At 44.3% G+C, this 25,998-nt stretch carries 27 protein-coding genes and 1 pseudogene; 11 read left to right on the plus strand and 17 right to left on the minus strand.

The window, feature by feature from the left end:
- Positions 1 to 59: 59 nt before the first annotated feature.
- Positions 60 to 1,685, minus strand: coding sequence for a glycosyltransferase family 39 protein (locus IGQ44_01735; protein ID HIK36699.1), 1,626 nt, complete (start codon positions 1,683 to 1,685; stop codon positions 60 to 62).
- 65 nt (positions 1,686 to 1,750) lie between these two features.
- Here IGQ44_01735 and IGQ44_01740 point away from each other — a divergent pair, with 65 nt between their 5' ends.
- Complete coding sequence (locus IGQ44_01740) at positions 1,751 to 2,896, plus strand: LptF/LptG family permease (GenBank protein ID HIK36700.1); 1,146 nt, start codon at positions 1,751 to 1,753, stop codon at positions 2,894 to 2,896.
- 90 nt (positions 2,897 to 2,986) lie between these two features.
- Here the strand turns inward: IGQ44_01740 and IGQ44_01745 are convergent, their stop codons facing one another.
- Together IGQ44_01745 and IGQ44_01750 are read right to left on the minus strand one after the other, a co-directional pair.
- Positions 2,987 to 3,847, minus strand: coding sequence for a DUF4115 domain-containing protein (locus IGQ44_01745; protein ID HIK36701.1), 861 nt, complete (start codon positions 3,845 to 3,847; stop codon positions 2,987 to 2,989).
- A 19-nt stretch (positions 3,848 to 3,866) separates the two neighbouring features.
- Complete coding sequence (locus IGQ44_01750) at positions 3,867 to 4,613, minus strand: rRNA pseudouridine synthase (protein HIK36702.1); 747 nt, start codon at positions 4,611 to 4,613, stop codon at positions 3,867 to 3,869.
- A 70-nt stretch (positions 4,614 to 4,683) separates the two neighbouring features.
- Here IGQ44_01750 and IGQ44_01755 point away from each other — a divergent pair, with 70 nt between their 5' ends.
- Both IGQ44_01755 and IGQ44_01760 read left to right on the plus strand, forming a co-directional pair.
- The gene (locus IGQ44_01755; protein HIK36703.1) at positions 4,684 to 5,385 is read left to right on the plus strand and encodes a DUF2993 domain-containing protein; all 702 of its coding nucleotides are present in this window, start codon (positions 4,684 to 4,686) and stop codon (positions 5,383 to 5,385) included.
- A gap of 278 nt (positions 5,386 to 5,663) precedes the next feature.
- Positions 5,664 to 5,933, plus strand: a complete 270-nt coding sequence (locus IGQ44_01760) for a PipX family protein (protein ID HIK36704.1) — start codon at positions 5,664 to 5,666, stop codon at positions 5,931 to 5,933.
- Between the two features lie 22 nt (positions 5,934 to 5,955).
- Here IGQ44_01760 and IGQ44_01765 read toward each other — a convergent pair whose 3' ends face one another.
- Positions 5,956 to 7,125, minus strand: coding sequence for a glycosyltransferase family 4 protein (locus IGQ44_01765; GenBank protein HIK36705.1), 1,170 nt, complete (start codon positions 7,123 to 7,125; stop codon positions 5,956 to 5,958).
- 181 nt (positions 7,126 to 7,306) lie between these two features.
- Between IGQ44_01765 and IGQ44_01770 the strand changes: the two genes are divergently transcribed.
- The 3 genes from IGQ44_01770 to IGQ44_01780 all read left to right on the plus strand — a co-directional run bounded on the left by IGQ44_01770 (position 7,307) and on the right by IGQ44_01780 (position 8,190).
- A complete protein-coding gene (locus IGQ44_01770; protein ID HIK36706.1) occupies positions 7,307 to 7,447 on the plus strand; it encodes a hypothetical protein in 141 nt (46 codons plus the stop codon).
- A gap of 94 nt (positions 7,448 to 7,541) precedes the next feature.
- On the plus strand, positions 7,542 to 7,697 hold the full coding sequence (locus IGQ44_01775; protein ID HIK36707.1) for a hypothetical protein: 156 nt from the start codon (positions 7,542 to 7,544) through the stop codon (positions 7,695 to 7,697).
- A gap of 133 nt (positions 7,698 to 7,830) precedes the next feature.
- Positions 7,831 to 8,190, plus strand: a complete 360-nt coding sequence (locus IGQ44_01780; protein ID HIK36708.1) for an NAD(P)H-quinone oxidoreductase subunit M — start codon at positions 7,831 to 7,833, stop codon at positions 8,188 to 8,190.
- A gap of 91 nt (positions 8,191 to 8,281) precedes the next feature.
- Here IGQ44_01780 and IGQ44_01785 read toward each other — a convergent pair.
- The 4 genes and pseudogenes from IGQ44_01785 to IGQ44_01800 form a co-directional block, all read right to left on the minus strand.
- A pseudogene (locus IGQ44_01785) lies at positions 8,282 to 8,539 on the minus strand (PepSY domain-containing protein).
- A 17-nt stretch (positions 8,540 to 8,556) separates the two neighbouring features.
- A complete protein-coding gene (locus tag IGQ44_01790; protein ID HIK36709.1) occupies positions 8,557 to 9,546 on the minus strand; it encodes an NAD-dependent epimerase in 990 nt (329 codons plus the stop codon).
- Positions 9,547 to 9,571: 25 nt separating this feature from the next.
- Complete coding sequence (locus IGQ44_01795; protein HIK36710.1) at positions 9,572 to 10,453, minus strand: 50S ribosomal protein L11 methyltransferase; 882 nt, start codon at positions 10,451 to 10,453, stop codon at positions 9,572 to 9,574.
- 55 nt (positions 10,454 to 10,508) lie between these two features.
- Positions 10,509 to 12,092, minus strand: coding sequence for a phosphoglycerate dehydrogenase (locus IGQ44_01800; GenBank protein HIK36711.1), 1,584 nt, complete (start codon positions 12,090 to 12,092; stop codon positions 10,509 to 10,511).
- Between the two features lie 162 nt (positions 12,093 to 12,254).
- On the opposite strand from IGQ44_01800, the gene IGQ44_01805 reads away from it, so the two are divergent.
- Together IGQ44_01805 and IGQ44_01810 are read left to right on the plus strand one after the other, a co-directional pair.
- A complete protein-coding gene (locus IGQ44_01805; protein HIK36712.1) occupies positions 12,255 to 13,439 on the plus strand; it encodes a tetratricopeptide repeat-containing protein in 1,185 nt (394 codons plus the stop codon).
- Positions 13,440 to 13,553: 114 nt separating this feature from the next.
- Complete coding sequence (locus IGQ44_01810) at positions 13,554 to 13,745, plus strand: hypothetical protein (GenBank protein ID HIK36713.1); 192 nt, start codon at positions 13,554 to 13,556, stop codon at positions 13,743 to 13,745.
- Between the two features lie 113 nt (positions 13,746 to 13,858).
- Here the strand turns inward: IGQ44_01810 and IGQ44_01815 are convergent, their stop codons facing one another.
- Both IGQ44_01815 and IGQ44_01820 read right to left on the minus strand, forming a co-directional pair.
- Entirely contained in the window at positions 13,859 to 14,257 is a 399-nt protein-coding gene (locus IGQ44_01815) for a hypothetical protein (protein ID HIK36714.1), read from the minus strand.
- 36 nt (positions 14,258 to 14,293) lie between these two features.
- Positions 14,294 to 14,611, minus strand: a complete 318-nt coding sequence (locus IGQ44_01820) for a DUF3593 domain-containing protein (protein ID HIK36715.1) — start codon at positions 14,609 to 14,611, stop codon at positions 14,294 to 14,296.
- Between the two features lie 164 nt (positions 14,612 to 14,775).
- On the opposite strand from IGQ44_01820, the gene IGQ44_01825 reads away from it, so the two are divergent.
- Positions 14,776 to 15,084 (plus strand): 2Fe-2S iron-sulfur cluster binding domain-containing protein, encoded by a 309-nt coding sequence (locus IGQ44_01825; GenBank protein HIK36716.1) that lies wholly within the window; start codon positions 14,776 to 14,778, stop codon positions 15,082 to 15,084.
- Here IGQ44_01825 and IGQ44_01830 read toward each other — a convergent pair.
- On the minus strand, positions 15,047 to 15,721 hold the full coding sequence (locus tag IGQ44_01830) for a tRNA (guanine-N2)-dimethyltransferase (protein ID HIK36717.1): 675 nt from the start codon (positions 15,719 to 15,721) through the stop codon (positions 15,047 to 15,049). The genes IGQ44_01825 and IGQ44_01830 overlap by 38 nt on opposite strands.
- 128 nt (positions 15,722 to 15,849) lie before the next feature.
- Here IGQ44_01830 and IGQ44_01835 point away from each other — a divergent pair, with 128 nt between their 5' ends.
- On the plus strand, positions 15,850 to 17,814 hold the full coding sequence (locus tag IGQ44_01835; GenBank protein ID HIK36718.1) for a family 10 glycosylhydrolase: 1,965 nt from the start codon (positions 15,850 to 15,852) through the stop codon (positions 17,812 to 17,814).
- 704 nt (positions 17,815 to 18,518) lie between these two features.
- Here the strand turns inward: IGQ44_01835 and IGQ44_01840 are convergent.
- Complete coding sequence (locus IGQ44_01840; GenBank protein ID HIK36719.1) at positions 18,519 to 18,809, minus strand: hypothetical protein; 291 nt, start codon at positions 18,807 to 18,809, stop codon at positions 18,519 to 18,521.
- A gap of 2 nt (positions 18,810 to 18,811) precedes the next feature.
- On the opposite strand from IGQ44_01840, the gene IGQ44_01845 reads away from it, so the two are divergent.
- Positions 18,812 to 19,438: a GAF domain-containing protein gene (locus tag IGQ44_01845; GenBank protein HIK36720.1), complete on the plus strand. Its 627-nt coding sequence runs from the start codon at positions 18,812 to 18,814 to the stop codon at positions 19,436 to 19,438.
- 3 nt (positions 19,439 to 19,441) lie between these two features.
- Here IGQ44_01845 and rimM read toward each other — a convergent pair whose 3' ends face one another.
- The 5 genes from rimM to IGQ44_01870 form a co-directional block, all read right to left on the minus strand.
- Positions 19,442 to 20,083: a ribosome maturation factor RimM gene (gene rimM, locus IGQ44_01850; protein HIK36721.1), complete on the minus strand. Its 642-nt coding sequence runs from the start codon at positions 20,081 to 20,083 to the stop codon at positions 19,442 to 19,444.
- Between the two features lie 73 nt (positions 20,084 to 20,156).
- Positions 20,157 to 21,809, minus strand: a complete 1,653-nt coding sequence (locus IGQ44_01855) for an AarF/ABC1/UbiB kinase family protein (protein ID HIK36722.1) — start codon at positions 21,807 to 21,809, stop codon at positions 20,157 to 20,159.
- A gap of 130 nt (positions 21,810 to 21,939) precedes the next feature.
- The gene (locus IGQ44_01860) at positions 21,940 to 23,844 is read right to left on the minus strand and encodes a ribonuclease J (protein HIK36723.1); all 1,905 of its coding nucleotides are present in this window, start codon (positions 23,842 to 23,844) and stop codon (positions 21,940 to 21,942) included.
- Between the two features lie 178 nt (positions 23,845 to 24,022).
- On the minus strand, positions 24,023 to 24,919 hold the full coding sequence (dapA, locus tag IGQ44_01865) for a 4-hydroxy-tetrahydrodipicolinate synthase (GenBank protein ID HIK36724.1): 897 nt from the start codon (positions 24,917 to 24,919) through the stop codon (positions 24,023 to 24,025).
- Between the two features lie 48 nt (positions 24,920 to 24,967).
- Positions 24,968 to 25,984 carry an aspartate-semialdehyde dehydrogenase gene (locus IGQ44_01870; GenBank protein HIK36725.1) on the minus strand — a complete coding sequence of 339 codons (1,017 nt, stop codon included), beginning with the start codon at positions 25,982 to 25,984 and terminating at the stop codon, positions 24,968 to 24,970.
- Positions 25,985 to 25,998 lie beyond the last annotated feature (14 nt).

Here is a 25,998-nt window from a genome sequence, read left to right on the forward strand (position 1 = left end):
TACTAATCATATCATTTTTTGTGGGGGATTTTTACAGAGAAATCCCTAACTTATACCGCTTATTTTTCCTGGAGCTGAGGAATTTTTTTCAGATTTTCTCCCTGGTACACCTCAAAAATTCTGGTGGTTTCCCCTCCTCTTTTTAGGGCTATTTCTGCTATTTTTCTCCAGCGGTCAAAGTATTTCTCCTCCGGGAGAGCTGAACTTTCAGACTCACCTAGCCTTTCGGTTATAAAAATTCCGTTTTTTCCTAGCAATTTTTCCAAGGGATACCAATAATTAAAACCTCTGCAATCTTCGCCTAAACATACTAATGGTTTTTCTTCTACTTGGTTTAAAGAAGCTATTGACATCCCCACATAACCTCCCAGATAAAACCTGTTAGTGAAGACAAAATCAGAAGAATCTAACCCTTCACAAAATTCAGGAGATAATGCCAACAGTCTACTTAGTTGACTGGTGTCTACCAGTTGTGTCGAAGGATCTGCTGCCGGGGGGATGATACCATCTATAAAGGGGATTTTATTTGGCTTCTGCAACAACCCCAGATTCAAATGTAGAAGAATAATGGCAAAGATAGTTAAAATTACGCCTCCAGAAAAATACAGCCATCGTCTCACCATTACCGGGTTAGACTGATGCCATTTAGCACTATAATCTCCTAGAATAACAGTTAAACCCCAGAATCCCGGCATGGGCCATGTAGGTAATATTTGTGTTAATCCTCCCAGTAGAATAAAACCTAAACTAACTGGTAGGGATACCCACAAAATAAGACGATATGGATAATTGGGGGTTTGACGACACTGAAACTGGTAGTAGCTACTTTTCGCCGTTACCCAAAACAGGGGTAAGCCAAAACTGGGGAATAAATAACCACTAGCAACCAAGGCTGTTAACAAGACATTTAATAAGACGTTAAGGGGATTGAGGGTGACTTCACTGGCGAGTTTGGTGGCAACATCGGTTGACTGAAAGCGTTTAGACAATTGAAATCCAAAGGATACCCAGTCATGTTGCCAATTCCAGTATAACAGCGGCAAAAGTATTATGAGAAATACTGCTATTGCCCACCATAACCAAGAAGACAAAAATACCTTCCTATATGGAGGATTACTAATACAAAACCCTACCAACCCCAATCCCAACAGGAAACCATGATACTTACTCAAGCAGGCTAATCCCACCAACAGGGAAATTATAACCAGACGGTAACTGGGTTGGTAACACGAGAATTCCCGGAAAAACTCCAGACTACACCAGTATAATGTTAGACTCCAAAAAAAAATTAACGGGGCATCTGGCAGTGTCAAAACCCCAAAACCTATCATGAATATGGGGATACACGAGGCAATAACTAGAGAGAATAAACCACTTTGGCAACCAAATAGTTTTTTCCCCGTCAAATAGAGGAGGTAAAGACTGCCAGTGTACAGAATTAAACTCCCTATCCTGATGGTAAACTGATTCACCATCCCCGTCAACCATACCCCCAACCCTGTAGTCAAGGCTACCATAACAGGGTGGTCAAAATAACTCCAGTCTAGATTCTGGCTGTAGACGTAATAGTAAGCTTCATCATATCCCGGATATAAAAAAAGGGCTATGACAACCCTTATCATTAATCCTACACCAATAATGGTCACCACTGCCGCTGAAGGGGAATATGCCTCTGATTTTCTCATTTAAACTAAATATGCCAGTTATGACTCCTCTACATAGACATCAAACCAGTCTTATTTTAAGTCTAATGGGTTCTCTTCGCCTATCCCTTTTAGACTCCTATTTGCTGCGTCAATTAATACCCCCTTTTATCCTCAGTGTGGCCCTTTTTTCTTCTCTGGGAGTTGCTGTGGCTTCCATTTCTGACTTGAGTTATAAGGTTAACAATTTTGGCCTACCCATTGGGGATGCCATCAAAATTTTCTTCCTCAAAATTCCCGAATACGTCTCTTATTCTCTCCCTATTTCCGTGTTATTAACTACTTTGATTACCTATGGGCGTCTTAGTAAAGACTGGGAGTTAATTGCCTTTTACAACTGCGGTTTAAGCCTTTTCCGTCTTTTGCTGCCCGCACTTGTTTTTAGTTTCTTCGTCACCGGTATCACCTTTTTCCTCAACGAATCGGTAGTACCCTCTACCAATTTTCGAGCCTCTTCTATTCTCGTTGATACCATTAATGAAGAGAGAAAATTTTTGTGGAAAAGGGATATTTTTTTCCCAGAATACAAGGAGATAAAAGTAGAAAATAACAAGGTAATAAAGTATCTTAAAACTCTGTTTTACGCCCAGAAATTCGAGAAGGGTGAAATGAGGTACATAACCATCTTGGAGACAGAAAACAGGCAACTAAGTAGGGTAATTGTTTCGGAGAGGGGGGTTTGGAATGCTAAAGAGAATGCTTGGGATTTATTCAATGGTTTTGTGTATGAAGTAGCAAAAAACGTCATTAATTACGAGGGGGAATTTTTTGAGAAAATGCAGATTTACCTCCCAAAAACCCCTTTGGAATTAGCAATGAAAAGTAGAGATCCTTATGAAATGAATATAGCTCAGTCTTTGGAATATATCAAGATATTAAAGATACTGGGAGACGATAAGAATGTGCTGATATTTCAGGTGCGCACTGCTCAAAAAGTGTCATTTCCCTTCGTCTGTGTGGTTTTTGCAGTGGTAGGAGTATCCCTGGGTTGTCGCTCAAATAATGCTAGTAAAGCTACCAGTTTTGGCCTGTGTGTGGCAATGGTTTTCGCCTATTATTTAAGCAGTTTTTTAATTGGAAGCCTAGGGATAGTGGGTATAATCACTCCAGTGATGGCGGCTTGGATACCCAATTTTGTTGGCCTAATTGTTGGGGGGTATTTATTGTTTCAAAACAACCGGAATTATGCCTGAAAATAACAAGAAAATTTATGCCAGCTGAAGGGGGTATAGCCTTATAGCTATAAACCTCACCCCCTCAAACCTTCCCATGGGGATATAATGTTAAGAGCCTTGAGAGAGGTTAAAGGTAACCTCCTTCACCTCCCCCAGTTTCCCCAGTTGTTTCGCCTTTTCCTCATTGAGGCTTACTACCACCCCCCCTGCATTACCGGCACGAATTGTTAATTTTTCCTTCGCAGTTAATTGTTTTTCTGTGCCTTGGTTGAGAACACCCTCGAAGGAGGTTTTACCATCCACCACAATCCTCACCCAAGAGTCTTCTTTTATCGTTAGTCTTACTAGGAGAGACTGGGGTTGTGATGGGGATTGGGATGGTGATTGCGGCTTGTTTTGTCTTGTAACTGATGTTTCCCTCCAAGAGGTGGTGGCGGAGGTAGTAGTAGCTTTTTCCCTCTCCAGTTTTTCCCGTTGTTGCAGAGGTATTCGACTCTGACTAAACTGAGATGCCTGTAGCAGTTGACTCAAACTGTTTACGGAAAAGAAAACAATCAGGAAATAGGAAAGGTAGAGATATTTAGGAGACAAACGCCAACTTAAATGGAATCTGAGGAGATTTTTTTTATTCTTCCTACCCACGTCTGGTTTATTCCTTTGCAGAGGGAAATCTTTGACCAATTCTTCCCCATTGAGTCTCAGTGCTTTACAATATTGAACCAGGAGTTGTCTGATGAAAAAAGGCTCGGGCAAACGGGTTAAATCCCCATTTTCTAAGGCTTGAATTGTGCCTCTGGGGATGTGTAATATTCTGCTAACTGTCTCCAAATCATAGTTAAATTCTCTCCGTTTTTCCCTCAAAATGTTGCCAATGGCACTCAGTTTTTCTCTTCTAATGGCATCATAGTCTATGTTAGTAGCAGCTGGCGGAGACTTAGGCTTGAATAAATTTAACCTATCTAACAACATAATTCCTCACCTAATAGTTTCAACTGACTGCAGACAAGCCAATAAGACTTCTCAGTTTAGAGACTTCCCAAGGTGTCAGATGACGATAACAACCGGAAGGAAGAGAATCAAGAGAAAGAAAAGCAATGGCCTTCCGGTGTAAACTAATAACAGGATACCCAAATAAGTCGGCGATGCGACGGATTTGACGATTTCTTCCCTCCCTCAACACCATTTCCATCTCTGTTTTCCCCTCGTCTCGATGAATAATTTTAATGGTGGCAGGAAGAGTCTGTTTCCCCTCCCACATAAAACCCCTACGCCATTTTTCTATCAACTCGTCTGGGAAATACCCCCTCACCCTAACAAGATAGGTTTTCGGGAGATGATAACGGGGATGGGTCAGGCCCAACGTCAAGGCTCCATCATTGGTTAAAATTAAAGCACCGGTGGTTTCCTTATCCAGTCTACCCACTGGATGAATTCCATATCCTCTCTGTAGTTTTTTAGGTAACAGGTCTATTACCGTCTTTCTCCCCTGGGGATCATAACAACTACAAATGTAGCCTCTAGGCTTATGGAGCAGTAAATAGACTAAACGGGGGCGGGAATTCAAGGTTAAGACTGTTCCATCGACTTCTATTATATCTCGGCTAGGGTCGGCGGTGGCGCCCAATGAAGCTATTTTCCCATTCACTTTCACTCTTTTCTGACGAATCATCTCTTCCCCCTCTCGTCGGGAAGCTATTCCCCACTGACTCAAAATTTTTTGTACCCTTTCTGGCATAATTCCCCTTTATAACCTTTCCTACTAAAATGTTAACCAACTTGCCCTCTTCTATCTTCTTTTAACCTCAATGATTAAACACAAATCCCAATTCATATCTAATATTCTTTCCCCTGCCATTCGACTGTGGTTGCGCTCACAGCTCACCAGTGTTGATAATATTAAACTAGACATACAGGCTGGGGATAAAGACATTTTAAAAGGCAGAATTGATAGAGTTTATCTATTAGCCGAGAAAGCCACCTATAGGGGGATTCGTTTTCATAAAGCCTCTGTAAAAGCGGAATCCATTGCTTTTAATCTTAGGGAGATTCTTCTCCGAAAACCTTTTAGACTATTACATCCTTTTTTTATTGAAGGAGAGATTCTTCTTCTGACTGCTGACTTACAACAGGGCTTAAATTCTCCACTTTTGTCTCGGGGATTGGAGGAGTTAGTTTATTTGTTAGCAGAAAAAATTTTGCCTCCATCCTTCAATTCTTCTCTCTTTTTCCCTCCTATTCACTGGAAACACCTTAAAATTTTTCCCGACAAATTCCTCTTAACTGGCATCACTGGTAACAAATCTTATCTTAGCCTTACCGCTGGTGTTCGACTAAAAAACCCAAACACTCTTCTGTTTACTCCCCTAGAAATTTCAGGCATCGCCTCCACTTCTCCCCTCATTGTCGAGGATTTTGAAATCTTTCTAGGGGAAGACGTTTTTATTCAATCCCTCCATCTCAACCCCCAACATATCGTCTGTCACGGCAAAGTCAAAGTATTTATCTAACTCATTACATTCTTCTTTTTTTCCCCTTGCCAAGGGGGAGGTGGGGAGACTGCCAAAAAAATCGGGTTGCCATTAATAATTCTGGTGGTATAGAATATCATTAGGGCTGGGGATGGTAAGGCCGAGTAGGGATTGATAGTCCACCGAGTTATTTGAGAGCATATTTTAGGTTTTAAGGGAAGGGGGGGATTGGCGAAACTTGCCCCCCGCTGGAAGGGGTCTATAATGGCACTAATGGAATACAATCAAAATTGTCTATGAGCAACGGCAAAAGTTGAATGGTAGCAGAAGTATATATTAATCATCCCAATTTTGGGTTGTTATATCGTCTATGCGTGATTGACAGGAATGAGGAGTTGTATACGACTCTGTATGCCCAGCGTTTGTTTTTTAGGGTGACATCCAAGGGCAATTCTATCAGTTTTGAGCCCGTCAGTCGCAACGAAGCCCGAATGTTAATGGAAAATAGACTACGTCATCTTAAAAATAGCGGGGAATGGGAGGCTTATCAACAGGCAAACAAACTCTACCAAGCCGCTTTTCAGTAAACTCCACCACCTCCATTTTCCCTCAACAGACGAAGGAATGCCCAAGGGATGAGTATATGTGGAGTGTTTCTTCTGCCACTCGTTGCCAAGAGTATAAACTCCCCCTAAGTTTACCTAGTTGTTTTAACTTTTCCCGCAAATCCCTATCTTGAATTACCCTATAGACAGTATAGGCCATGGCCTGCCAGTCGTGGGGGGGAATATATAACGCTGCCTCCCCTGCCACTTCTGGTAAGGCAGAAATTCTTGAGGTGACAACCGGCGCGCCTAATGTCATGGCTTCTAGAATTGGCAACCCAAAACCCTCGTAAAGGGAAGGATATACAAATACCTCGGCATTGGCATAGAATACTGCTACTTCTTCTTCTGTTAAATAGCCTAGGTGTTTTATATTATTCCTATAGGGGGAGTTTTCTATCTCAGCCAAAATCTCCCTGTATTGCCATCCTTTTTTTCCTATTAACACCAGGTTATGGTTAATGGCAAATTCTTTTTTTATTAGGTTAAATGCTTTTACTAGATTTATAATATTTTTTCTCGGCTCCATTGTGCCCACAAACAGAATATATGGTTGGGCGAAGAGATGATGATATTTGCGTTTTACCTCCGCCACGTTTACGGAATCAAGGTAGTTTGAGTCATAGCGACTTGCCTCGGAGGTTACCACAACTTTTTCTTCAGGAATTTGGAAGTAATCGACTATTTCCTTCTTAGTAATCTGAGAGAAGGTTAGCACAAGGTCTGTCCATTCCAGGCATTTTTTTATCCTATTTTCATAGCTAATTCTCACTATATAATGACAATATTCAGGGTATCTAACAAAGGCTAAATCATGGATAGTTATGAGCTTTTTACCTCTTCTAAAGGGATAGACGTAATGGTCAGTTCCATGGACAACATCAAAATAATCTCCCAAATTTTCGGCAAAAAAAGCGGCATGTTTGCCCAAAAGGCTACTAACATTTACAGGGAGGGGCAAATAAAACATCTGCCCACCTTGTTGGGGGAAAGAGAGGGAAGGGGGTTTTCCTGTCAACCACTCCCGTAAAGAGGGCTGACGGTAAAGGGCAAGATGCCACTCAGGGAAACGGCTTTTTACCAAATCCCTCAGGGCCTTTATCAGAGTATGAGTGTAGTAGCCAACACCACTGAGGGGTGGTCGGACACAAGTGCAATCCACTAGAATCCTCATAGTAGGGCTTGTTTACAATTTGTGATAAAAAAAGTTGTCAAATTTGATACAGTTTTGCTATATTAAAGATGGAAAGATAAATCGTTCATCTGCGTAAAGCAGACGGAAGTAGGGAGTGGGGGACTCCCGAAGGAACGCGCCTCAATAAAAAACCCTACAATTGTATAAAAGGAGGCGAGGTATGAACGCTAAATTCAACCAAAAACAAATAGGCTTGATCGAACAACAAGCACGTCTTTTGATGGCAGACAACCGTCAACGCCGCAATAATCGTCATGCTACCATGTTGGAGAGGGCCTCTCAACAAATTGGCCTTCAGTAGTGGTCAAAAATAGTTAAAGACAAGAGACAAAAGGAATGCCCCAGTGCAGGGGAAAGGGTTAAGACTGAGGTTGTTTAGAAAAAGGAGGAGGACTATGATTACTTATCAAGCGTGGAGAGAAGCTAAGAGGACACATAGGGAAAATCTCTTAAGAATTTTAGACCGTCGTTTGGAAGTTGCCAAAGCCAAGGGCGATACTGCCTTAGTCCAACAATTGGAGGCAGAGAGAAACTATTATCTTAACGGCTAGGCCATTGTATCACAGGACGAGCACATCACACAAGACGTCTAGGGAGTAATTCCTTAGGCGTTTTTATTTTGTCTAGGGGTCTTTTTGTGGCAAAATAGCACTAAAACAGGACATTGAGGGAATACAGAAACCCATGATTAAGTCTACCACCCGTCATATTAGGATCTATGCGGCCGAGGTAAAAGATAACGAATTGGTGCCTTCCGAGCAAGTTTTGACTCTTGACGTGGATCCCGATAATGAGTTCAATTGGAATGAGGAGGCATTACAGAAAGTATATAGAAAATTCGATGAGTTGGTAGAAGACTACAGTGGGGAGGCTCTGACGGACTATAATCTACGTCGTATAGGCTCGGAATTGGAACACTTTATCCGTAGCCTTTTGTTAAAGGGGGAAATTTCTTATAATCTTAATGGCCGGGTGTTGAATTATAGCATGGGACTACCCAAGGTAGAAAGTCCAGAATCGGAGGGGAAGTATCGTTTGAGTTAGGCTAACTGTTTTTCTCCTTCTCCGGTGTCTGTGGGGAAAGGTTGCCAAGGGAGGGGGAGACCTTCCGGGAGTTAATCCAGGAGTTAAGGAGTATCATGGTGCCAGTGACTAACATCCATAATAGTCCTAGGCCGTTGAGAAGGACGTAAATGGGTTCAAAAAAACGGCCTAAATACTCCCCCTCATGGATTACCATTAAAAAGTGTACCTGCTCTCTGGACAGACCAAACCAACTCTTGCCTAAACGATAGGCAACTCCAGTAATAACCGTTACTAGTAAGGGTAGCAACACGATAGGTGCGAGGAGGGCATGCAACTGTCTGATTCTCTTGTGCCATTTACCCTTCATCTTATTCTCCTTTGTGTCTAACAGTTATAAAAGTCGCGATACCAACGCACAAATTCTGCGATACCCTCTGCCAGGGGGGTGGAGGGTTTAAAGCCTACTGCCTGATACAAGTCATCTATGTCGGCATAGGTAATAACTACATCTCCTGGTTGCATAGGGAGGAATTCCTTTTTTGCCTCTATTCCCAAACACTTTTCTAAACAGGCAACCAATTCTAACAATTCTACTGGTTGGTTATTGCCAATATTGTAAAGGCGATGGGGTGCTTTTTGTTGGGGGTTGTCGGGGGAAGGCTGGGGGATTTTATGCATAACCCTTACTACTCCCTCAATAATGTCGTCGACATAGGTAAAATCTCGTTTCATGTGGCCGTAGTTGAATATTTTAATGGGCTTGCCCTCTAGAATGTTCTTGGTAAAAATAAAATAAGCCATGTCAGGCCTTCCCCAACTGCCGTAGACGGTAAAAAATCTTAAACCGGTGGTGGGTATCTGATAGAGGTGACTATAGGTGTAAGCCATTAATTCGTTTGCCCTCTTGGTAGCGGCGTAGAGACTAATGGGATAGTCTACATTGTCTGTCACAGAGAAGGGAACTTTCTGGTTGTTGCCGTACACTGAACTAGAAGAGGCATATACTAGATGTTGTACGGGGTGGTGACGACAGGCTTCCAGGATGTTGATAAAACCTACTATATTGCTGTCAATGTAGGCATAGGGATTTTCCAGGGAATATCTAACACCGGCTTGTGCGGCGAGATGCACCACTTTACTTATGGTGTGACTGGCAAACAAATCCATTACTCCCTGACGGTTACATAAGTCTAGCTGGTGGAACTGAAAGTTGTTGTACTTTTGTAGTTCTCGCAGACGGGCCTGTTTTAGCGAAACATCATAGTAGTTGCTCATGTTATCAAGTCCGAGGACCTGAAAGCCGCATGTCAGCAGGCGTTTACTGAGATGATAGCCAATAAAGCCACTACTACCCGTAACAAGGATGGTCTCCATTATTGTATTCTAGGATATCCAAAAACTATGAGCGACGGGCATTGACACAACACCAGCCTTCTCGTTGCCAGAGGGCGGCAATGGTCCACCCGTGCTTTTCTAGTATACTGACAATCTCGTTAGACTGTTCTAGGAGGATGCCACTGAGAATTGTCCAACCGTCTGGCTTGATTATGGCTGTCATGTCTGGGATCATAGGTTTAATCACCTCGGCCAGGATATTGCAGACAATCCCATCTAACAATTCTCCCTGGGCTTTTACGTCCTCTATGCTACCCTTAATTACGACTATGTTATAAACTTGATTGAGACGGCTGTTTTCTAGGGTGGCGGAAACAGCCAGGGGGTCAGTGTCTACGGCAAAGACTTTAGATGCCCCCAGCATGCTAGCGGCTATAGACAGAATACCAGAACCACAACCAATATCGGCCACAATCTGATTGGGCTGAGTTTCATCGATGCGCATTTCCAGGGATTCCAGACATAGTTGGGTGGTGGGGTGTACTCCCGTGCCAAAGGCGAAACCAGGGTCTAACCGTATGATTATACGTTCAGATTGGCTAGGGGGTTCAATCCAAGCGGGATAGATGGAAAAACGATCGCCTACATCTAAAGGCTGCCAGTGTTGTTTCCAGCTACTAGCCCAATCTTGTTCGGGGATCAACTGCCATGCAACCACGGGGGGATTCTTGCCTGCTAGCACAAAATCTTGTTTTATCCACAGTGCTAAGGCGGCCAAGTCTAAAGAGGTGATTTCTAAATTGGGCACATAGCCTTTAATAACCCAGCCTCTTTCTTCCTTCAAAACAGCGGCTCCTTGACAGCCAAACTCTTGTAGCCGCCAGAATACCGAGTCTTCCAACTCAGGATGATAGTCTACCCTAATCTCCCACCACTTGATGTCCATAGTCCTGTAAGGGGGTAAAATGAGGGGAAGATGAGTAGGTCTTCCCCCCGGTGTATCAAAGAGTTACAGTATAGGCATCCCTTACCCCGGGCACTTTGAGAATTTCCTCTAAAACGCCTTCTGGTAGAGGGTCATCTATAGTCAATACCATTACTGCGTCACCTCTAACGATTTTACGCCCCACCTGCATGCTAGCAATGTTGACATTGAAGTTGCCCAAGAGGGTGCCGATTTTGCCTATAATGCCGGGCATGTCTCGGTGAAGTGTAAACAACATGTAGTTATTAGGCGCTACGTTTACGGGGAACTTATCTAGACTGATAATGCGCATTTCGCCGTCATTGAGAAGGGCGCCACTGACGGAATGAGTGCCTTTGCTACCAGTAGCCTCCAGATAGATGGAATTGCTGTAGTCTTTGACGGTGGTGTCTCTAGTTTCAATGACATGAATGCCTCTTTCCTTGGCTTCGATGGCGGCGTTGACGTAGTTTACTCTTTCCCTTAGGGCTTTTGACAGCAGGCCCTTGATAGCGGCAATTACCAGGGGGCGACTGTTATTACCTTCTGCCAATTCTCCTTGGAGGGTTATCCTAAAGGTGTCTACCCTTTCCCCTGCCAATTGCCCCACCAAATCTCCCAATACCTCTGCCAGCCGCATATATGGTCGTAGTTTTTCCATAACATCTGGGCCTAGGCCGGGGATATTGACTGCACTACGAGCTGGTAGTCCAAGTAATACATCCCTAATCTGTTCGGCTACGTCTATGGCCACATTCAACTGTGCCTCAGCGGTAGAGGCGCCCAGGTGAGGGGTAAGAATGACGTTACTGCCGAGGGTTTTTAAGGGGGAATCGCCCAAAGGCTCTTGGGCAAAGACGTCCAGGGCGGCCCCGGCGATCCTCCCACTTTTTAGGGCTTCATACAGGGCCTCTTCGTCTATAATGCCCCCACGGGCACAGTTGATGATCCGCACCGTGGGTTTCATTTTGGCGATGGTTTCCCTATTTATCAAATTAGTGGTTTCTGGGGTTTTAGGCACGTGGAGTGTAATATAGTCTGCCTCAGATAGCAATACATCCAGGTCCACTAGGGTACAACCTAGTTGATTAGCCCTTTCTTGGGATATGTAGGGATCATAGGCGAGGATTTTCATTCCCATGGCCTTTGCCACTGTTGCCACATGGGAGCCAATTTTCCCCAAACCTATAACACCAAGAGTTTTCTTATATACTTCAGTGCCTATAAAACTCTTGCGGTCCCACTTGCCTTGTTTTAGGGAATAATTAGCATCGGGGATGTAGCGGGAAAGAGCCAACATCATTGCCAGGGTGTGTTCAGCAGCGGCGATGGTATTGCCTTCAGGGGAGTTTACCACAATAATGCCTTTGCGGGTGGCACTAGCTACGTCTATGTTATCAACGCCCACTCCCGCACGTCCGATGACTTTCAGGTTGGTTGCTGCTTCGATCACCTCCGCCGTTACCTGGGTGCCCGAGCGGATCATTAAGGCGTCGTAACCTGCTATAATACCTGCCAATTCCTTGGGCGACAAACCTGTTTTTACGTCTACTTGTGCCACCTGGGATAGGATTTTTATCCCCGCTTCGTCTATGGGATCTGACACTAATACTTTTGCCATACTACTATTCTGTTATCTTTTCTGTCATTTAACCGGGGCGACAAACTATTTCGATTGTGCATCGCTCACGCCACCAATATTATTATTATCCAGCCGTTTCTCAAAATCAATGGTTATAATAGAGGTATTTTCCTTTTTTCCCCATCATAGCACCTGTCCTCTATGAAGTGGAGCCGGTTTCCTTTTTGTTGCTTTGTCTTTTTTCTTCTGATTTTCTCTTCTGGTATGCCTCTTTTGGCTCAAAATAGACAGTCTAAAAACCCTCTTACTAGTGAGTTCAAAAGTGAATTAATTCCTATTATTGAAAGGCCTCTTACTCCCCTTGAACAGAGGAGAATTAGGGAAAGGATTGAGTTGTTAGAGAAACAGGCCGAAGAGGCCCTCATGGCTGGAAATGATGATTTAGCTTTCTCCCTCTGGTATGAGGCTATTAATTTGAGTGGGTATTTGGGGGTGGAATCTGAGTTAAAACTGATTGCTAGGGTAGGGGAGAGGGCTTGGGCGAAAAACAGAATTCAGGACGTAAAATTTATCACAGAAAGACTCACCATTATCGAGAGGAATAATGACATTGATAATCTGGATTTCCTCAACCTTCTGAAGAATGCTTATGTTTCTATTCACGACTTGGACAAACTGGTCGAACTCAACCTAAAAACCTTAGACATGGCCAGAAGTAAAAATGACTCATCTCTGGAAAAATTGAGTTTAGAAAATCTTGGGGAGTTATATTTGGCGAAATTTGATTACTACCGGGCAGAACCGATTTATGAGAGACTATTACAGATTGCCCGTCAGGAGGGAGACTATCTTCAGGAGGGAATTTATCTAAGAAAATTAGCAGAAATAAGTCAGGCTTTAGTAAATCCAGAAAATTCAGTCTTATACAAGGAAGAACTGTTTAAAAAAGCCATAGAAAACCCATCCTTCAGTAAAAATATCTCCTATCTCCCCATGCTCAAAATCTCCCTCGGTGATGACTATAAACAGTTAAATCAACCCCAGTTGGCAGGGGAATCCTACCAAGAGGCTTTTAAGATGGCTTGGGAAAAACAACTGTATTCCATCGCTGCTGATGCCCTCAGGAAACTTGGACAATTGTACCACCAATATCAACGGCCAGACGTGGCTTTGGAAATATACCAGGAGTTGGTAAAAGTCGAACAACTTTCCTACAATCTCTATGGCTTAATGAACGCCTATGACTATATTGCCACAATTTACCTCCAAAAACAGCAAGTAAATAGGGCGCGGGAATACTGGCAAAAGGCTTTAGAAGTCGCCCGTAATCTCCGCTACCAGGAAGAATATTTTCTTGAGAAAATTAACAGTCTAAAGAGTAAATAAAACCCCCGGTGAAGAAATGTAAAAATAAAACTAAATTTTATTAAGAAACACCAGGGGAATTTTTTTTTTTCTATAATGGGAATTAGAGAGCTTGAAGGGCTCGTCTGAGCCAGTGTGGATGAAATTGAAAAAAAAAAGGAGGTGTTCGTCATGAAAATCATGAAAATGTTAGAAGCCATAACCAGATATTTGACGGAAGGATTTGCCCGCATTTTTAGTCCACCAGAAGAAAATTCACCCCCAGAAATAGGGGTACAACCCTTTGATTGTGCGCCCTATCGGGAAAAATCTTCCGCCCACTCCTAGGAATGCTAAGGTATTATTTTAGTTGGGAGGAGGACTAGTGTCTGGGAAGTGCATTATCCCCCGTGAGAAAGGGATGGGGAGGCGGGGAGACTGCCGTTGTACCTCACGGGGGCCTATTTATTCTGATTGAGGAAGAAAACGGGGCGGGAGTCGGGTTCTACTTTGTAGCTATTTTTTTCTATAATTTTACGAGCCAGTTTGGGGTCGAAGGTTTCCGCAAATTCTTCTTCTAGTTTTTCCACCCGGGGTTTGATGAGGGCAATTTCTGCCTCTATTTCTCTCAGTCTTGCTTGTTGTGTCAGGTGGTAGGGCAGCATTTGTTTGATACTCAACCCGGCAACAAGGGTAATGGTTACATTGACGGCGATTTTCAAGGCCGTTTCGATGGCTTTTTGGGTGTGAAGACGTTTTTCCTCTCTTTCTTTTTGTTTGCGGAGACGTTGGAGGCGGAGGTATTCCTGGTGTTTTTCCTTCCTCAGCCTAGCCCTATATAAATACAAGTCAGAGTTCATGATTTTGCTGCTATTTATTTGGGTTTAATTTTATACCTATAGTTTCCTATTTTCGGCGCTAATAACCGCCTGTCTAAAACCTAACACTACCAGGATATTAGACAGGGTGAGAAAAAATTCGGCACTACCATGCAACCAGTCTACATTGGCAAGGGAGGCGTGGTAGTGGCTTTCCGCATAAAACCCTGCCGGGATGGTAACGACTACAAACAACAAGAGAAAATAAAAACCAATCAGGGCGAGTTTTGGTGTCTTCCCTGACTTGGTTAAAAGCCATAAGAATACTAGATAGGGAAACAGGGAAAGGGCAAATAAATTCTTTTCCTGGAAAAAGTAGAGGATAAATTCTTTCATTTTTGTCTTTTATCTCTGGTTATGTTAAATATTTTTGCAGAAAGTAAAGAAAAACTGGGAATATGGGAGATAATGTGAAGATTGCTTAATATTTTGCCAGAAAGGGGACTCAATGGGGATTAAGATGGAATAGAGGGTATTTTTATCTGAATCGAGACATTACAATGGAACACACCTACTATAAGGTCAGACTGATAAATGAACAAAGAGGAATAGACAATGTGATAGAAGTGAGAGATGATGAGTACATATTAGATGCAGCAGAAAGACAGGGGTTTAATTTGCCCTACTCTTGTCGTGCAGGGGTGTGCATAACCTGTACTGCTAGAATTATTCAGGGAACCGTAAAACACGACTACGACTTTTTAAAGCCAAAGGAGATAGAGGCGGGTTTCTTTTTAACCTGTAAGGCGTATGCCACCTCTGATTTGACAATCAAAACCCATCAGGAGGATGCCCTGTTGGATTTGTAGGAGTGGGAGAAGGGGTAGTTAACACTAAAGAATCTTCTGGAGAGAAAACCTCATCCGCCTGGTAGTTAGTCCATTCCCTTAGTATCTCCCGATAGGTTTCTGGGGATAGCCGCATTTGTTGATAATATCCCTTGGCTTCTCTCTGTCTTTGAGCCTCAAATAGGATAACGGCAGCCGCTACAGAAACATTCAAAGACTGTGTCATCCCCATCATGGGGATGTGGATGTGTTTGTCTGCCAAAGACATGGCTTCAGGACTTACACCATCCCTCTCTGCCCCTACTATAATGGCACAGGGGACAGTATAATCCACAGTCCGATAAGAAACAGTATTCTCCCCTACATGGGCGGCATAAATACTATAACCTTTCTGTTTAAGCCCTAGAATAAGCTGTTTTATGTCTTGATGATAGGTCAGTTTTACCCACTTTTCCGCCCCAAGAGAAACACTGTGTGCTACAAATTCTTTTTGTGGTTCGGAATGCACCCAATGTACTTCCATTATCCCCACCGCCTCACAACTGCGAATAATGGCGGAAAGATTACGGGAGTTGTTAACATGGTCGGCAATGAGAGTCAAATCTGGTTGTCTTCTGGCTAATACGCTTTTGATTCTCTCCAGTCTTCGTTTTTCCACTATCTTCTTGCCAACAACAGTTTGTACCTCTAGTTACTGTTATAACCAATTCCCCATCCTGTCAGGAAGATAACATAATGTCAGTGGTATACTAGTTTAACCCGTAGGGTGTAAGTAAAATTGAAGGGATGTGGTTAATGGGGAAAAATATCATCTTATCTTCACTAGCCTTGAGTTTACTGTTTTCCCCTACCTCTGTCGCCGCTGGGGAGAATAACCTTATTAGCTACAACAAAAACCTACTACTTGCGCAGACTAGAAGGGAAAAAGGCCTTTCTGAAAAAGAAATCCAAGAAATGACGCGGGAGTTACAAGCCTTGGTCCACCGGGTGGAGGCTACTCTGATTACAGTGGAAGCCAAAAATAGTGAGTATTCTGGCAGCAACTCTATGAGGGAAATAGCTGAAGAGATAGTACAATCCCGTAAAGGCAATGCCAGTAGCGTTAACAAAGTAAGTACCCGTTTCAACAACTCCCGCGCCATGGCTGCCATCCAAAATGCCAGGGAGGTACTTAAGCAATTCCCCTTGGTTGCTAGGCAAGATGCTAATAGGGCAAGGCAGATATGGGTGGAAGCACGGAGGCGTCTTTGGGATAGCTATCCAGTGGATCGTCCTTTCCCCCAGTCGGAAATTAGGGCTATGTGGGTGGATAGGGGAACCATTGTCAAAGCCCGGTCAAAAAAGGATTTGGAGCCTCTTTTCAACAAAATGGCAGGGGCTGGCATTAACACTGTCTTTTTTGAAACCGTCAATGCCAGTTATCCTATTTACCCAAGTAAGGTGGCCCCCGCGCAAAACCCCCTCACCAGAGGATGGGATCCCCTTAAGGCGGCCATTGAACTTGCCCATGAGAGGGGGATGGAATTACATGCCTGGGTATGGGTGTTTGCCGCCGCTAATGAAGGGCATAATCGGATTGAGAGAAAACCGGATAATTACCTAGGACCAGTAATTTCCCGTAATCCTGACTGGGTTTTAAAAGATCAAAATGGCTTTGTTTTCAACCGTACTCCCGGTTTCAAAAAGGCTTTCTTCGATCCTGCCAATCCCCAGGTGCGTAATTACCTTCTCTCTCTGTTTGAGGAAATTGTTACTAAATATAATGTAGACGGAATACACTTAGACTACATACGTTATCCCTTTCAAGATAGTCACACTCGTCAGCATTTTGGTTACACCTCTGCAAGTAGGGAATTGTTTAAGCAAACTTATGGGATTGACCCCATTGAGATACAACCTGGCAGTGAGCAGTGGCGTCTTTGGACTACTTTTCGCACACAGCAGGTTACCAGTTTTGTCAGTGAGGTGAGTCAACGTCTTAAAAGAAAACGTCCGGACTTGCTTATTTCTGCTGCTGTTTTCCCCATAGAGAGGGAGAAAAGACTTAATGTTATTCAACAGGATTGGGAAGAGTGGATGTTCAACGAGTGGGTGGATTTGATAGTTTTAATGACTTACGCACTAGACACGGGCAATTTTGAAACTCGCACTCGACCCATTCGCGATTTAGCTGACAAGAAGAATGGTAGTCTTATTATTCCTGGCATTCGTTTATTAGGTGTGCCAGATAGGGAAACCATAGATCAGGTACAATCTATTCGTAACATGCCCTCTGGGGGTTATGCTCTTTTTGCCGCAGAGAATTTCAAGTCTTCCCTCCAGGGCATTCTAGCCCAAACCCAGGGCAGTACTAGTAGTAATCCTCAACCTTTGCCTCATCGTCAACCCTTTCATAGTGCCTTCCAGCGTTATCTTTCTCTCAAACAGGAGTGGATTTTTGTCCTGGCTACTAATCGTATCGCCATTGATACCCCGTACATCATACCTTGGGCTGAACAGGCTGACAAACTCACTGCTAGACTTAGGGAATTGGTCAACAATCCTAGTGGGAATAATTTAAAACATGCTCAATCGGAATTATCCACCTTGAAGTTCAAACTTTCCCGTTATTTGGAAAGGGAAAAACGCCAGAATCCTGCCTTGGTAGACAGTTGGTTTAATCGTCTAATTACCATTGATAATTTGTTGCGTTACGGGGAGAGGACTATGCTGAATGGCAATGGGAAAAATAATTCTATAACCCAGAAATAACTACTTACTTTTCGGGAAAATCTCCTCTCCGTGTATTCTTTGCGGGCAGGATTTATATCAAAAAGGATTTTATTGTTTTCTTTCCCAAAGTATCCTTTTAGTATTCCCAGGTCTGCCAAAAACTTGTTGGATATTTCTTACCATCGGTAGTCGCATTTAGGCACAGCAATAGCAGAGTAGTTACAGTCAATGGGAAATCTGGGGATGACTGTCTAATCCCCAATTTCTCCTATGTTCCCATGGGACAATTTGACCAAAGCCTTAAAATAGGGGGTAGGATAAAGGGTGAGGATGCTAGTTCACAGGGCTATGGCAAGGCATTGGGGGACATAAGGCGAGCCAGTGAGGGTTATAGTGGTAATACTTGACAATTTCAGGGCTCGTATATGAGCTACCTCTTGCATGCCTCCGTCTTGTCATTCTGCATGAGGTATTGTTTTACAATTTAATACTCCGTTTAACTTGAAAAAAACACATTGGCCACTGCCTGGTTATAGCTAAATTGGGGAAAGAGCTGGGCTTTGGGCTGTGCAAACAATTCCAAGTCCACATAGGGGGGGAGGCTTTTAAAGTATCAATCAACCCCCAGGAGTCTTTACTAACCACTAGCCTGTAGGGGGGCGCGGATGGGGTAAAAGCCATGACTCCGAGGGGGGGTGGAGACTATGATGCCCAACTGTCGGAGTAAGTCTTCTGCTGGGGTGTCACGTAGCATTTTGTAGGAGGTTTTTTTGGGAGATATGGTAGGACTGGTTTAACAACAGCCCAATTTCCAAGAGGGTTTTTTCGTCTAGGGAAACATTGGGCAGTGGGAATTCTCCTCCCTTGGCAGATTTCTCCAGAAAGTCAACACTGGCATTGCCAACATATCTCTTCCCCCCATGATAACGCCCTTTTTTTCCATGGCGGGGGGTGTGGGGGTTGTTGCAATGGACTGTTACTTGTCCACTTTTACTGGGGGATTTATAATGGGAGTGAGTAATACGGTTTCCCAATTATGACGGATTCCAAGCAACAGTCTCCCGAGGCTTTAGCCATAGAGGTGGCCTCCTTAAGGGGTATGGTGGAACAGTTGAGCAAGTATAAAAGGGCAATGGAGGCTCAACAAGAACTGTTTAAGGCCATTCTGAGAATGGGCAGTGTTGCCAGTGGGAGACTGATGTTACGTTCTGTGCTTCTAGAAATATGTGAGAAGACAAGAGAGATACTAAAAGCGGAAAAGGCAAGTTTGTTCATATTAAGCCCGAAGGGGGTGATAACAGAAAGTATATTGGCAAGGGGGCCAACCATTCAGGAGGAGAAGACTCAATTAATTGGGACTGTTTTGAAACAGGGGTTAGCGGGGTGGGTGTATCGTTATCGTCGGATGGCGCTAGTAAAGGATACCAAAGAGGACGAACGTTGGTTGGAATTTGAACGTCAACCCTATCAAGTGGGCTCTGCCATTTGTGTACCCTTCTTGAAAGGCAGTATAGTGCTGGGGATTCTGACACTCACCCATGCCCAACCCTATCATTTTAATGAGGACATGGCGGAGTTCATGGAGGTTTTTTCTCCCTCCATTGCCATTGCTTTAGACTATGCCACTACCCTTTTTGAAGCTAGCTCTCAGCCTGGTCAATAGTTTTCATCTTGCCTCTTCTGCCAAATCCAGATTCAACAGTCCTAGGGGTGGGTTTATTTCAATTCTGCGGTTTTCCAGGTCCACTACTGGGACAATTTCGTCTACAAAGGGAATCAAGACGGTGAAGGGTTTTGTTTTTCTTGGCCTAAATTTGCGCAACTTGGAATAGCGGTTTAGTTTACTCAAGTCGGGGATTTTTCTTTCTTTTTGGGGGGGTTGTTTATGGAGTTTGACTTCCAGGATGTCGTTGCCGGCGGCGAAAACATCTACTACCACTCCTATGTTTTCCCCAGTTGCCTGAATATAAACTTCTAGGTCAATCAGATCGGATACGTGATATTCTCCCTCTTTTAGTTCGGGTTTATCACATTTTAGTACAAAAATCTTACAACCCCTTAGAGTTTCTGCAGTCTGGCGATCGTCAATGCCAGCAAATTTAACGACAAACACATTCTTGCCAGGGATTTTCCAGCCTCTTTCTAATTGGATTTTTTGGGGGGATGGGGAGTGGGGTTTAGTTATCCAGCGGATTCCGGGTTTTTGAAAACGTTCGGGAAAATCGGTATCACTTTGGACTTTTACATTCCCCTTTAAACCTTGGGGACATACAATTGTACCAATTTCTAGGAATTCTGTTATTTCCAGTTCCACTTTTTTTCCACTACTGACATAACCGGATTGTCATTATCCATTATTGTAACAACTATCCCCTTGTCTGCTACTGCCCTACCCCTACCCTTTCCCTAATTGCTTTCCAGGCGACGTCTAGGAGTTTGCGGGGGTGTAATTCTGGTTGAATTAGCTGCCATAGTCTTTTTACTTCCTCGGTGTGGAGTCTATCGTCTTCTATCAGGGCGGTTATGATTTGCTGACGGAGGTATTCCCCTTCTGGGGATACTAAAAATTGTAGCCCGAGACCAGCGGTAGGGAGAAGGTCAAAGTGTCCATCCATACGGGCCAGTGCTATCATATGTTCTAGTCTTTGCCATTGGAATTTGCCGTCTTTAAACAACACTTCCAGCAGACGTTTACGCATTGCCGGGGATTCTTCTGTTAAGAGTCTGCGGGAGACGTAGGGGAATGATACTTCTACGATGCGGAAATTAGGGTTTAAACTCAATGCTAATCCTTCTTGGGTTACTAGGGAGCGGATAATGAGGGCGAATTTTGCCGGCACTCGGAAGGGGTAATCAAACATCAACTCAGAGAAATCGTCTGTAATGGTTTTAAAATTGAAGTCAGAAACACTCCGGCCGATGGCGTTGTTGAATACTTTTTCTAGGGCTGGTATGATAGGTCTGATGTCGGTTTCTGGTGTCAGGAAACCCAGTTTAACAAAATCTTCTGCCAGGGCTTTATAGTCCTTATTGATCAGTTGAACTACAGAGGATACAATGGTCTCTTTAGTGTCTTCACTGAGTTGGTCCATCATGCCAAAATCGATATAGGCCATGCGGCCGTCTGGCATGGCAAATAGATTACCAGGATGGGGATCTGCGTGGAAGAATCCGTGTTCCAAAAGCTGTCTTAATCCGGAGATAACACCGATACGAATTAGATTATCTGGATTTAATCCTGCCGCTTTTATACTTTCTACATCAGTTAATTTATAACCATTTATCCACTCCAAGGTGAGGACTTTATGGGTTGTATAACGCCAGTATATGGCGGGGACTTTTATGTCTTTATCTCCTCGAAAGTTTGCGGCAAATTTTTCTGCATTTCTGGCTTCATTTAAGTAGTCGATTTCTTCAAAAAGTTTAGCACCGAACTCGTCTACAATTAGTTCTAGATTATGTCCTAGGTTGAGGGGTAAAAACTTGCCAAAGTGTACTGCCATCCAGCGTAATAGGTACAAATCGAGGGTGAGGATTGGCAAAAGGTTGGGCCTTTGGACTTTTATAGCCACTTCCTCGCCGGTATGGAGATAGCCTCGGTAAACTTGTCCAAGACTGGCGGCGGCTACGGGTTGAGAGGAGATTTCGCGATAGGCTTCTTCTATTTTCAGGTCTAATTCTTTCTCGATAATCTGAAAAGCTATCTTATTATCGAAGGGGGGAAGCTGGTCTTGTAGCTTGGTTAATTCTTCCAAGTAATCTTTTTTTACTAAGTCTGGGCGGGTGGATAGAGCTTGTCCTACCTTAATAAATGTGGGGCCTAATCTAGTTAGAATTTGTCTTAACTCTTCAGCTCTTTTTTGCTTGTTTTTTTCTTCTTTTTTAAAGATTTTGTCTAGTAACAAATGTAGGTAGAAAATGCCAAAATGGAAGAGGATTTGTAGGCCACGACGGACAACCAACCAGGGGCGACGATTGTAGTAATTAGCAATTACTTCTGGGGAATAGCGTTGGAGGGTTTCAATGTCTGTCATTGTCGTTTGTTAAATTAGTATAAATATTATTAAGTTTTTGTTATCTCTAATACCCATTATATAGGGGGATTATACAACAATAATGGGACAGACAGGAAACCCCCCGGGGGGTGGGGCTTGTTTCCACCATTTAGACGGAGGCGGTGGTAGTAGCGGTGGTTTTACGACGACGACGGGGGAATTTGCCTTCTATTTCTTCATCTGTTTCTGTCTCCGGGGTTTTCCTGCCTTCGGATACGTGTAGCATGAAGATGACAAGGGGTTCACTTTGGATTTCTCGTTGGATAACGCGGGAGAGGTTGGCCTCTACTTCTAAACGGATGCCATTCCAGTTGATGTCTTCGCCGGCATTTAAGAGGAGACTGCTTTTGATACGATCTTGTATAGTCCTCTCGACGGTAAAGGAGATAAGACGTTCAAGGGTGGGCAGTTCCATGGTACAAACCACGCCACGGAGGGTTATTTGTGGGGGGGAGAGGAGATTGCCTTCCGAGTCGGTGACGGCAGCCACGGTAACTACACCATCTTCCGCCAGTTGCTGACGTTCCTGCATTACATGGGCATGGACAACCCCTGCAGTATCTACCAACTGGATGCCGGAGGGGACTTTTTCGCCCTTACAGATGCTATCAGGGGTGAGTTCGACTGTTTCGCCATTGTTGACCAGGACGATGTTTTCTGGGGGTATACCCATACTACGGGCTATTTCAGCATGTTTTACCAACATCCTATATTCCCCGTGGACTGGCACAAAGAATTTGGGTTTAGTGAGGGCCAACATGAGTTTCTGGTCTTCTTGACACCCATGGCCGGAGACGTGTATTCCCAGATGCCTTCCATATATTACATCCGCCCCCTGTAGCATCAATTTATCAATGGTATCTACAACTGCGAGGGTGTTACCGGGGATAGGGTTAGCGGAGAAGACGACGGTGTCGCCGGGGCGGATTTTGACTTGGGGGTGTTCCCCTTTGGCAATACGAGTCATAGCGGCCAGTTTCTCGCCCTGGCAGCCGGTGCAGAGGATTAATACCTCATGGTCTGGTAGATTAGAAAGATGACGGAGGGATTGGAAAAGGTGGTCAGGGCAGCGGATGTAGCCGAGATTACGGGCATGGGCAATAACGTTTAACATGGAACGTCCAACTACCCCCACCTTGCGATTATATTTCTGTGCCAGGGAGAGGATGATATTTAGACGGTGGACGGAGGTAGAGAAGGTGGTGATAAAGAGACGGCCTCTGGTTTTGGCGAAAATGCTTTCCAGGGGGCCATATACGGCCATTTCCGAGGGGGCGAATCCGGGCACTTCCGCGTTAGTGGAGTCTCCTAACAGGCATAATACCCCTTTTTCTCCCAATTCTGCCAGACGGTGTAGGTCGAACCGTTCTCCGTCCACTGGGGTATGGTCTATTTTGTAGTCTCCTGTGTGGATGAGTACGCCGATGGGGGTGTGGATAGCGAGGGTAAAGCTGTCGGCGATGGAGTGGGTGTTACGGATGAATTCTACTTTAAAGTATTTACCAATACTAACAACTTCTCTTGGTAGTACGGGGTGGAGTTTGGTCTTGTCTAGTAATCCTGCTTCTTCTAGTTTTTCCTCCAAAAGGGAGATAGCCAGGCGGGGGCCGTATATAAGGGGTAGGTCAATTTGTTTGAGGTGGTAGGGGATGCCGCCGATGTGATCTTCATGGGCGTGGGTAGCGATCATTGCTTTGATTTTGTGATTATTTTCCTTCAAATAGGTCATGTCGGGCAGCACAATATTAATGCCGTGCATGCCCTCGGTGGGGAAGCCCAAGCCGGCGTCTACTAGAATTATTTCATCGTCGTATTCATAGATGCAGGTATTTTTACCGATCTCATGAAGTCCTCCCAGGGGTATAATTTTTAGTTTTTTCTCTGGGGGATTCACAGGGGTTATTTCTGGGGTTGTTTCTCCGAGTATTTTGTTTGTTTTTTCTAACCCTACAGTTTTTCTGCTGCGTCTTCCCTTGATGGCGTACACTTTGACCTCTCTTCTATTTTCTTCCATAATTGCTCCTTTTTAGTTTTTTTCCTATTTTTTTCTCTATAATTTCTTCTTATTTACTCTTGGTAAACCTGATTTTGAACCCGGTAGAATAAAAAGAAAAACCCGCAACAATTTTTCCTAGGAGATACAGGTTATTGTTATTTTAATACAAGTAAGATTAAAAAGGGGGCTGGGGGGATTAGAGAAGATGGAGTTGGGAGAGGACATTTTTGACCTCATCTTGTTGCTGTGGGGGGAGGGGGGAGAGGGGGAGTCTAACGCCGCCCACATCCCACCCTTGTAGCTGGAGAGCATACTTTACCGGTATAGGGTTTGTATTACAAAACAAAACTTTGAAGAGGGGGTATAGTCGGAGTTGGATTTGTTGGGCGAGGGAGGTATCTCCTTTTTGATAGGCTTGAATCATTTGTTGGATAAGGTTGCCCACTAGATGACTTGCGACACTAACGACACCGATACAACCCATTGTCATCATGGGGAGGGTTAAGAAGTCTTCGCCGGAGTAGATGAGGAAATTGTCAGGGGTTAGAAGACGGATTTTAGCGGTTTGCTCTAAGTCTCCACTGGCTTCCTTGATGGCGACGATATTGGGGCAGTCTTGTGACAGGAGGGCTACAGTTTCGGGGGACAGATTCCTGCCTGTACGTCCTGGGATGTTATACAACATTATGGGGAGGTCTGGGCAAGCTTGGGCGATGGCTTTAAAGTGTTGATAGAGGCCTTCCTGGGGTGGTTTATTATAATAGGGCACTACATGGAGACAGCCATCCACGCCGATTTGTTGGGCTTTTTTGGTTTGGGCGACGGCTTGGGCGGTAGAATAACTACCCGTGCCCATGATAATCTTGGCGCCGGTGCCGGCCACTGCCTGTTTTACAACTCTTAACAATTCGTATTTTTCTTCGCTTTCCAGGGTGGGGGATTCTCCTGTAGTCCCACAGACCACCAAGCCATCACTGCCATTAGTAACTAGGTGGTAGGCAAGCCTTTCCGCCATGGCATAGTTAACGGCGCCATCAGCGGTAAAGGGTGTCACCATAGCGGTTAAAACTCGACCAAAAAGATAGTCACTCATCACTGTATAGGGGGGTTAGGATTTGGGGTCAAGGGGATAGGGCATGTATTAGAGGAGATTTTCGGCCACCAGCAGTTCAGCGATTTGGACGGCATTCAGGGCGGCGCCTTTGCGGATTTGGTCGCCACACAACCATAATTCTAGGGCATTAGGGTTAGAGATGTCTTGACGGATTCTCCCTACCAATACTTCGTCTTTGCCGGTGGCGTCTATAGGCATTGGGAAGTAGTTACGTTGCCAGTCTTCTACCAGTTTAACTCCCGGGGCTTGGGAGAGGATTTCCCTTGCTTTTTCCACGGGGAAGGGTTGGGAAAATTCCAGGTTTACCGCTTCTGAGTGGGCTCGTAGTACAGGTACTCTTACACAGGTAGCGGTTAGGCGGATGTTGTCATCGCCGAAGATTTTGCGGGTTTCATTAACCATTTTCATCTCTTCCTCACAATAGCCATTAGGCTGAAGGGGAGAGTTATGGGGGAAGAGGTTAAAGGCGAGGGGATAGGGTAGCACTTCGGTTTTTGGAGGTGAGCCCCTAACAATCGCCTCCGCTTGGGCTTTTAATTCCTCCATTGCTCTTGCGCCTGCCCCACTAGCTGACTGATAGGTTGCCACCACTACTCTTCGGATGGGCTGCTGCCGGTGTAGGGGGTATATAGCAACTCCTAGGAGTATGGTAGTACAGTTTGGGTTAGCAATAATACCTTTATGGTTTGCAGCGGCATGGGGGTTTATTTCCGGCACCACTAGTGGCACATCGGGATTTAGGCGGAAGGCACTGGAGTTGTCTATCATGACGGCGCCTGCCGCCACAATTTTGCTGGCCCACTGTTTAGAGGTGCTGCTGCCGGCGGATGCCAAGACTAAATCCATGCCGGTAAAGGCTTGTTCCGTGGTAGCCTCTACTTCTAGCAACTCTCCTTGGAAAGGTATTTTAGTGCCTGCGGAGCGGGGGGATGCTAATAATTTTAGTTCTTTTATGGGGAATTTCCGCTCTGCCAGGATGTGGATTAACTCCGTGCCGACAGCGCCTGTTGCCCCTAGTATGGCAACCCTATATTCTTTTGCCAAATAACTCTCCTCCT

It is taken from the genome of Geminocystis sp. M7585_C2015_104, from assembly GCA_015295805.1.
Classification (GTDB): Bacteria; Cyanobacteriota; Cyanobacteriia; order Cyanobacteriales; family Cyanobacteriaceae; genus DVEF01.

Bases quoted from the DNA above. Each gene is read 5' to 3' on its own strand.
- IGQ44_01805 (HIK36712.1), top strand. From the start codon at position 12,255: ATGAAGTGGAGCCGGTTTCCTTTTTGTTGCTTTGTCTTTTTTCTTCTG.
- IGQ44_01740 (HIK36700.1), top strand. From the start codon at position 1,751: ATGGGTTCTCTTCGCCTATCCCTTTTAGACTCCTATTTGCTGCGTCAA.
- IGQ44_01755 (HIK36703.1), top strand. From the start codon at position 4,684: ATGATTAAACACAAATCCCAATTCATATCTAATATTCTTTCCCCTGCC.
- IGQ44_01790 (HIK36709.1), bottom strand. From the start codon at position 9,546: ATGGAGACCATCCTTGTTACGGGTAGTAGTGGCTTTATTGGCTATCAT.
- IGQ44_01765 (HIK36705.1), bottom strand. From the start codon at position 7,125: ATGAGGATTCTAGTGGATTGCACTTGTGTCCGACCACCCCTCAGTGGT.
- IGQ44_01775 (HIK36707.1), top strand. From the start codon at position 7,542: ATGATTACTTATCAAGCGTGGAGAGAAGCTAAGAGGACACATAGGGAA.
- IGQ44_01735 (HIK36699.1), bottom strand. From the start codon at position 1,685: ATGAGAAAATCAGAGGCATATTCCCCTTCAGCGGCAGTGGTGACCATT.
- IGQ44_01780 (HIK36708.1), top strand. From the start codon at position 7,831: ATGATTAAGTCTACCACCCGTCATATTAGGATCTATGCGGCCGAGGTA.
- IGQ44_01745 (HIK36701.1), bottom strand. From the start codon at position 3,847: ATGTTGTTAGATAGGTTAAATTTATTCAAGCCTAAGTCTCCGCCAGCT.
- IGQ44_01855 (HIK36722.1), bottom strand. From the start codon at position 21,809: ATGACAGACATTGAAACCCTCCAACGCTATTCCCCAGAAGTAATTGCT.
- IGQ44_01825 (HIK36716.1), top strand. From the start codon at position 14,776: ATGGAACACACCTACTATAAGGTCAGACTGATAAATGAACAAAGAGGA.
- IGQ44_01835 (HIK36718.1), top strand. From the start codon at position 15,850: ATGTGGTTAATGGGGAAAAATATCATCTTATCTTCACTAGCCTTGAGT.
- IGQ44_01800 (HIK36711.1), bottom strand. From the start codon at position 12,092: ATGGCAAAAGTATTAGTGTCAGATCCCATAGACGAAGCGGGGATAAAA.
- dapA (HIK36724.1), bottom strand. From the start codon at position 24,919: ATGAGTGACTATCTTTTTGGTCGAGTTTTAACCGCTATGGTGACACCC.
- IGQ44_01795 (HIK36710.1), bottom strand. From the start codon at position 10,453: ATGGACATCAAGTGGTGGGAGATTAGGGTAGACTATCATCCTGAGTTG.
- IGQ44_01770 (HIK36706.1), top strand. From the start codon at position 7,307: ATGAACGCTAAATTCAACCAAAAACAAATAGGCTTGATCGAACAACAA.
- IGQ44_01815 (HIK36714.1), bottom strand. From the start codon at position 14,257: ATGAACTCTGACTTGTATTTATATAGGGCTAGGCTGAGGAAGGAAAAA.
- IGQ44_01845 (HIK36720.1), top strand. From the start codon at position 18,812: ATGACGGATTCCAAGCAACAGTCTCCCGAGGCTTTAGCCATAGAGGTG.
- IGQ44_01860 (HIK36723.1), bottom strand. From the start codon at position 23,844: ATGGAAGAAAATAGAAGAGAGGTCAAAGTGTACGCCATCAAGGGAAGA.
- IGQ44_01750 (HIK36702.1), bottom strand. From the start codon at position 4,613: ATGCCAGAAAGGGTACAAAAAATTTTGAGTCAGTGGGGAATAGCTTCC.
- IGQ44_01760 (HIK36704.1), top strand. From the start codon at position 5,664: ATGGTAGCAGAAGTATATATTAATCATCCCAATTTTGGGTTGTTATAT.
- IGQ44_01820 (HIK36715.1), bottom strand. From the start codon at position 14,611: ATGAAAGAATTTATCCTCTACTTTTTCCAGGAAAAGAATTTATTTGCC.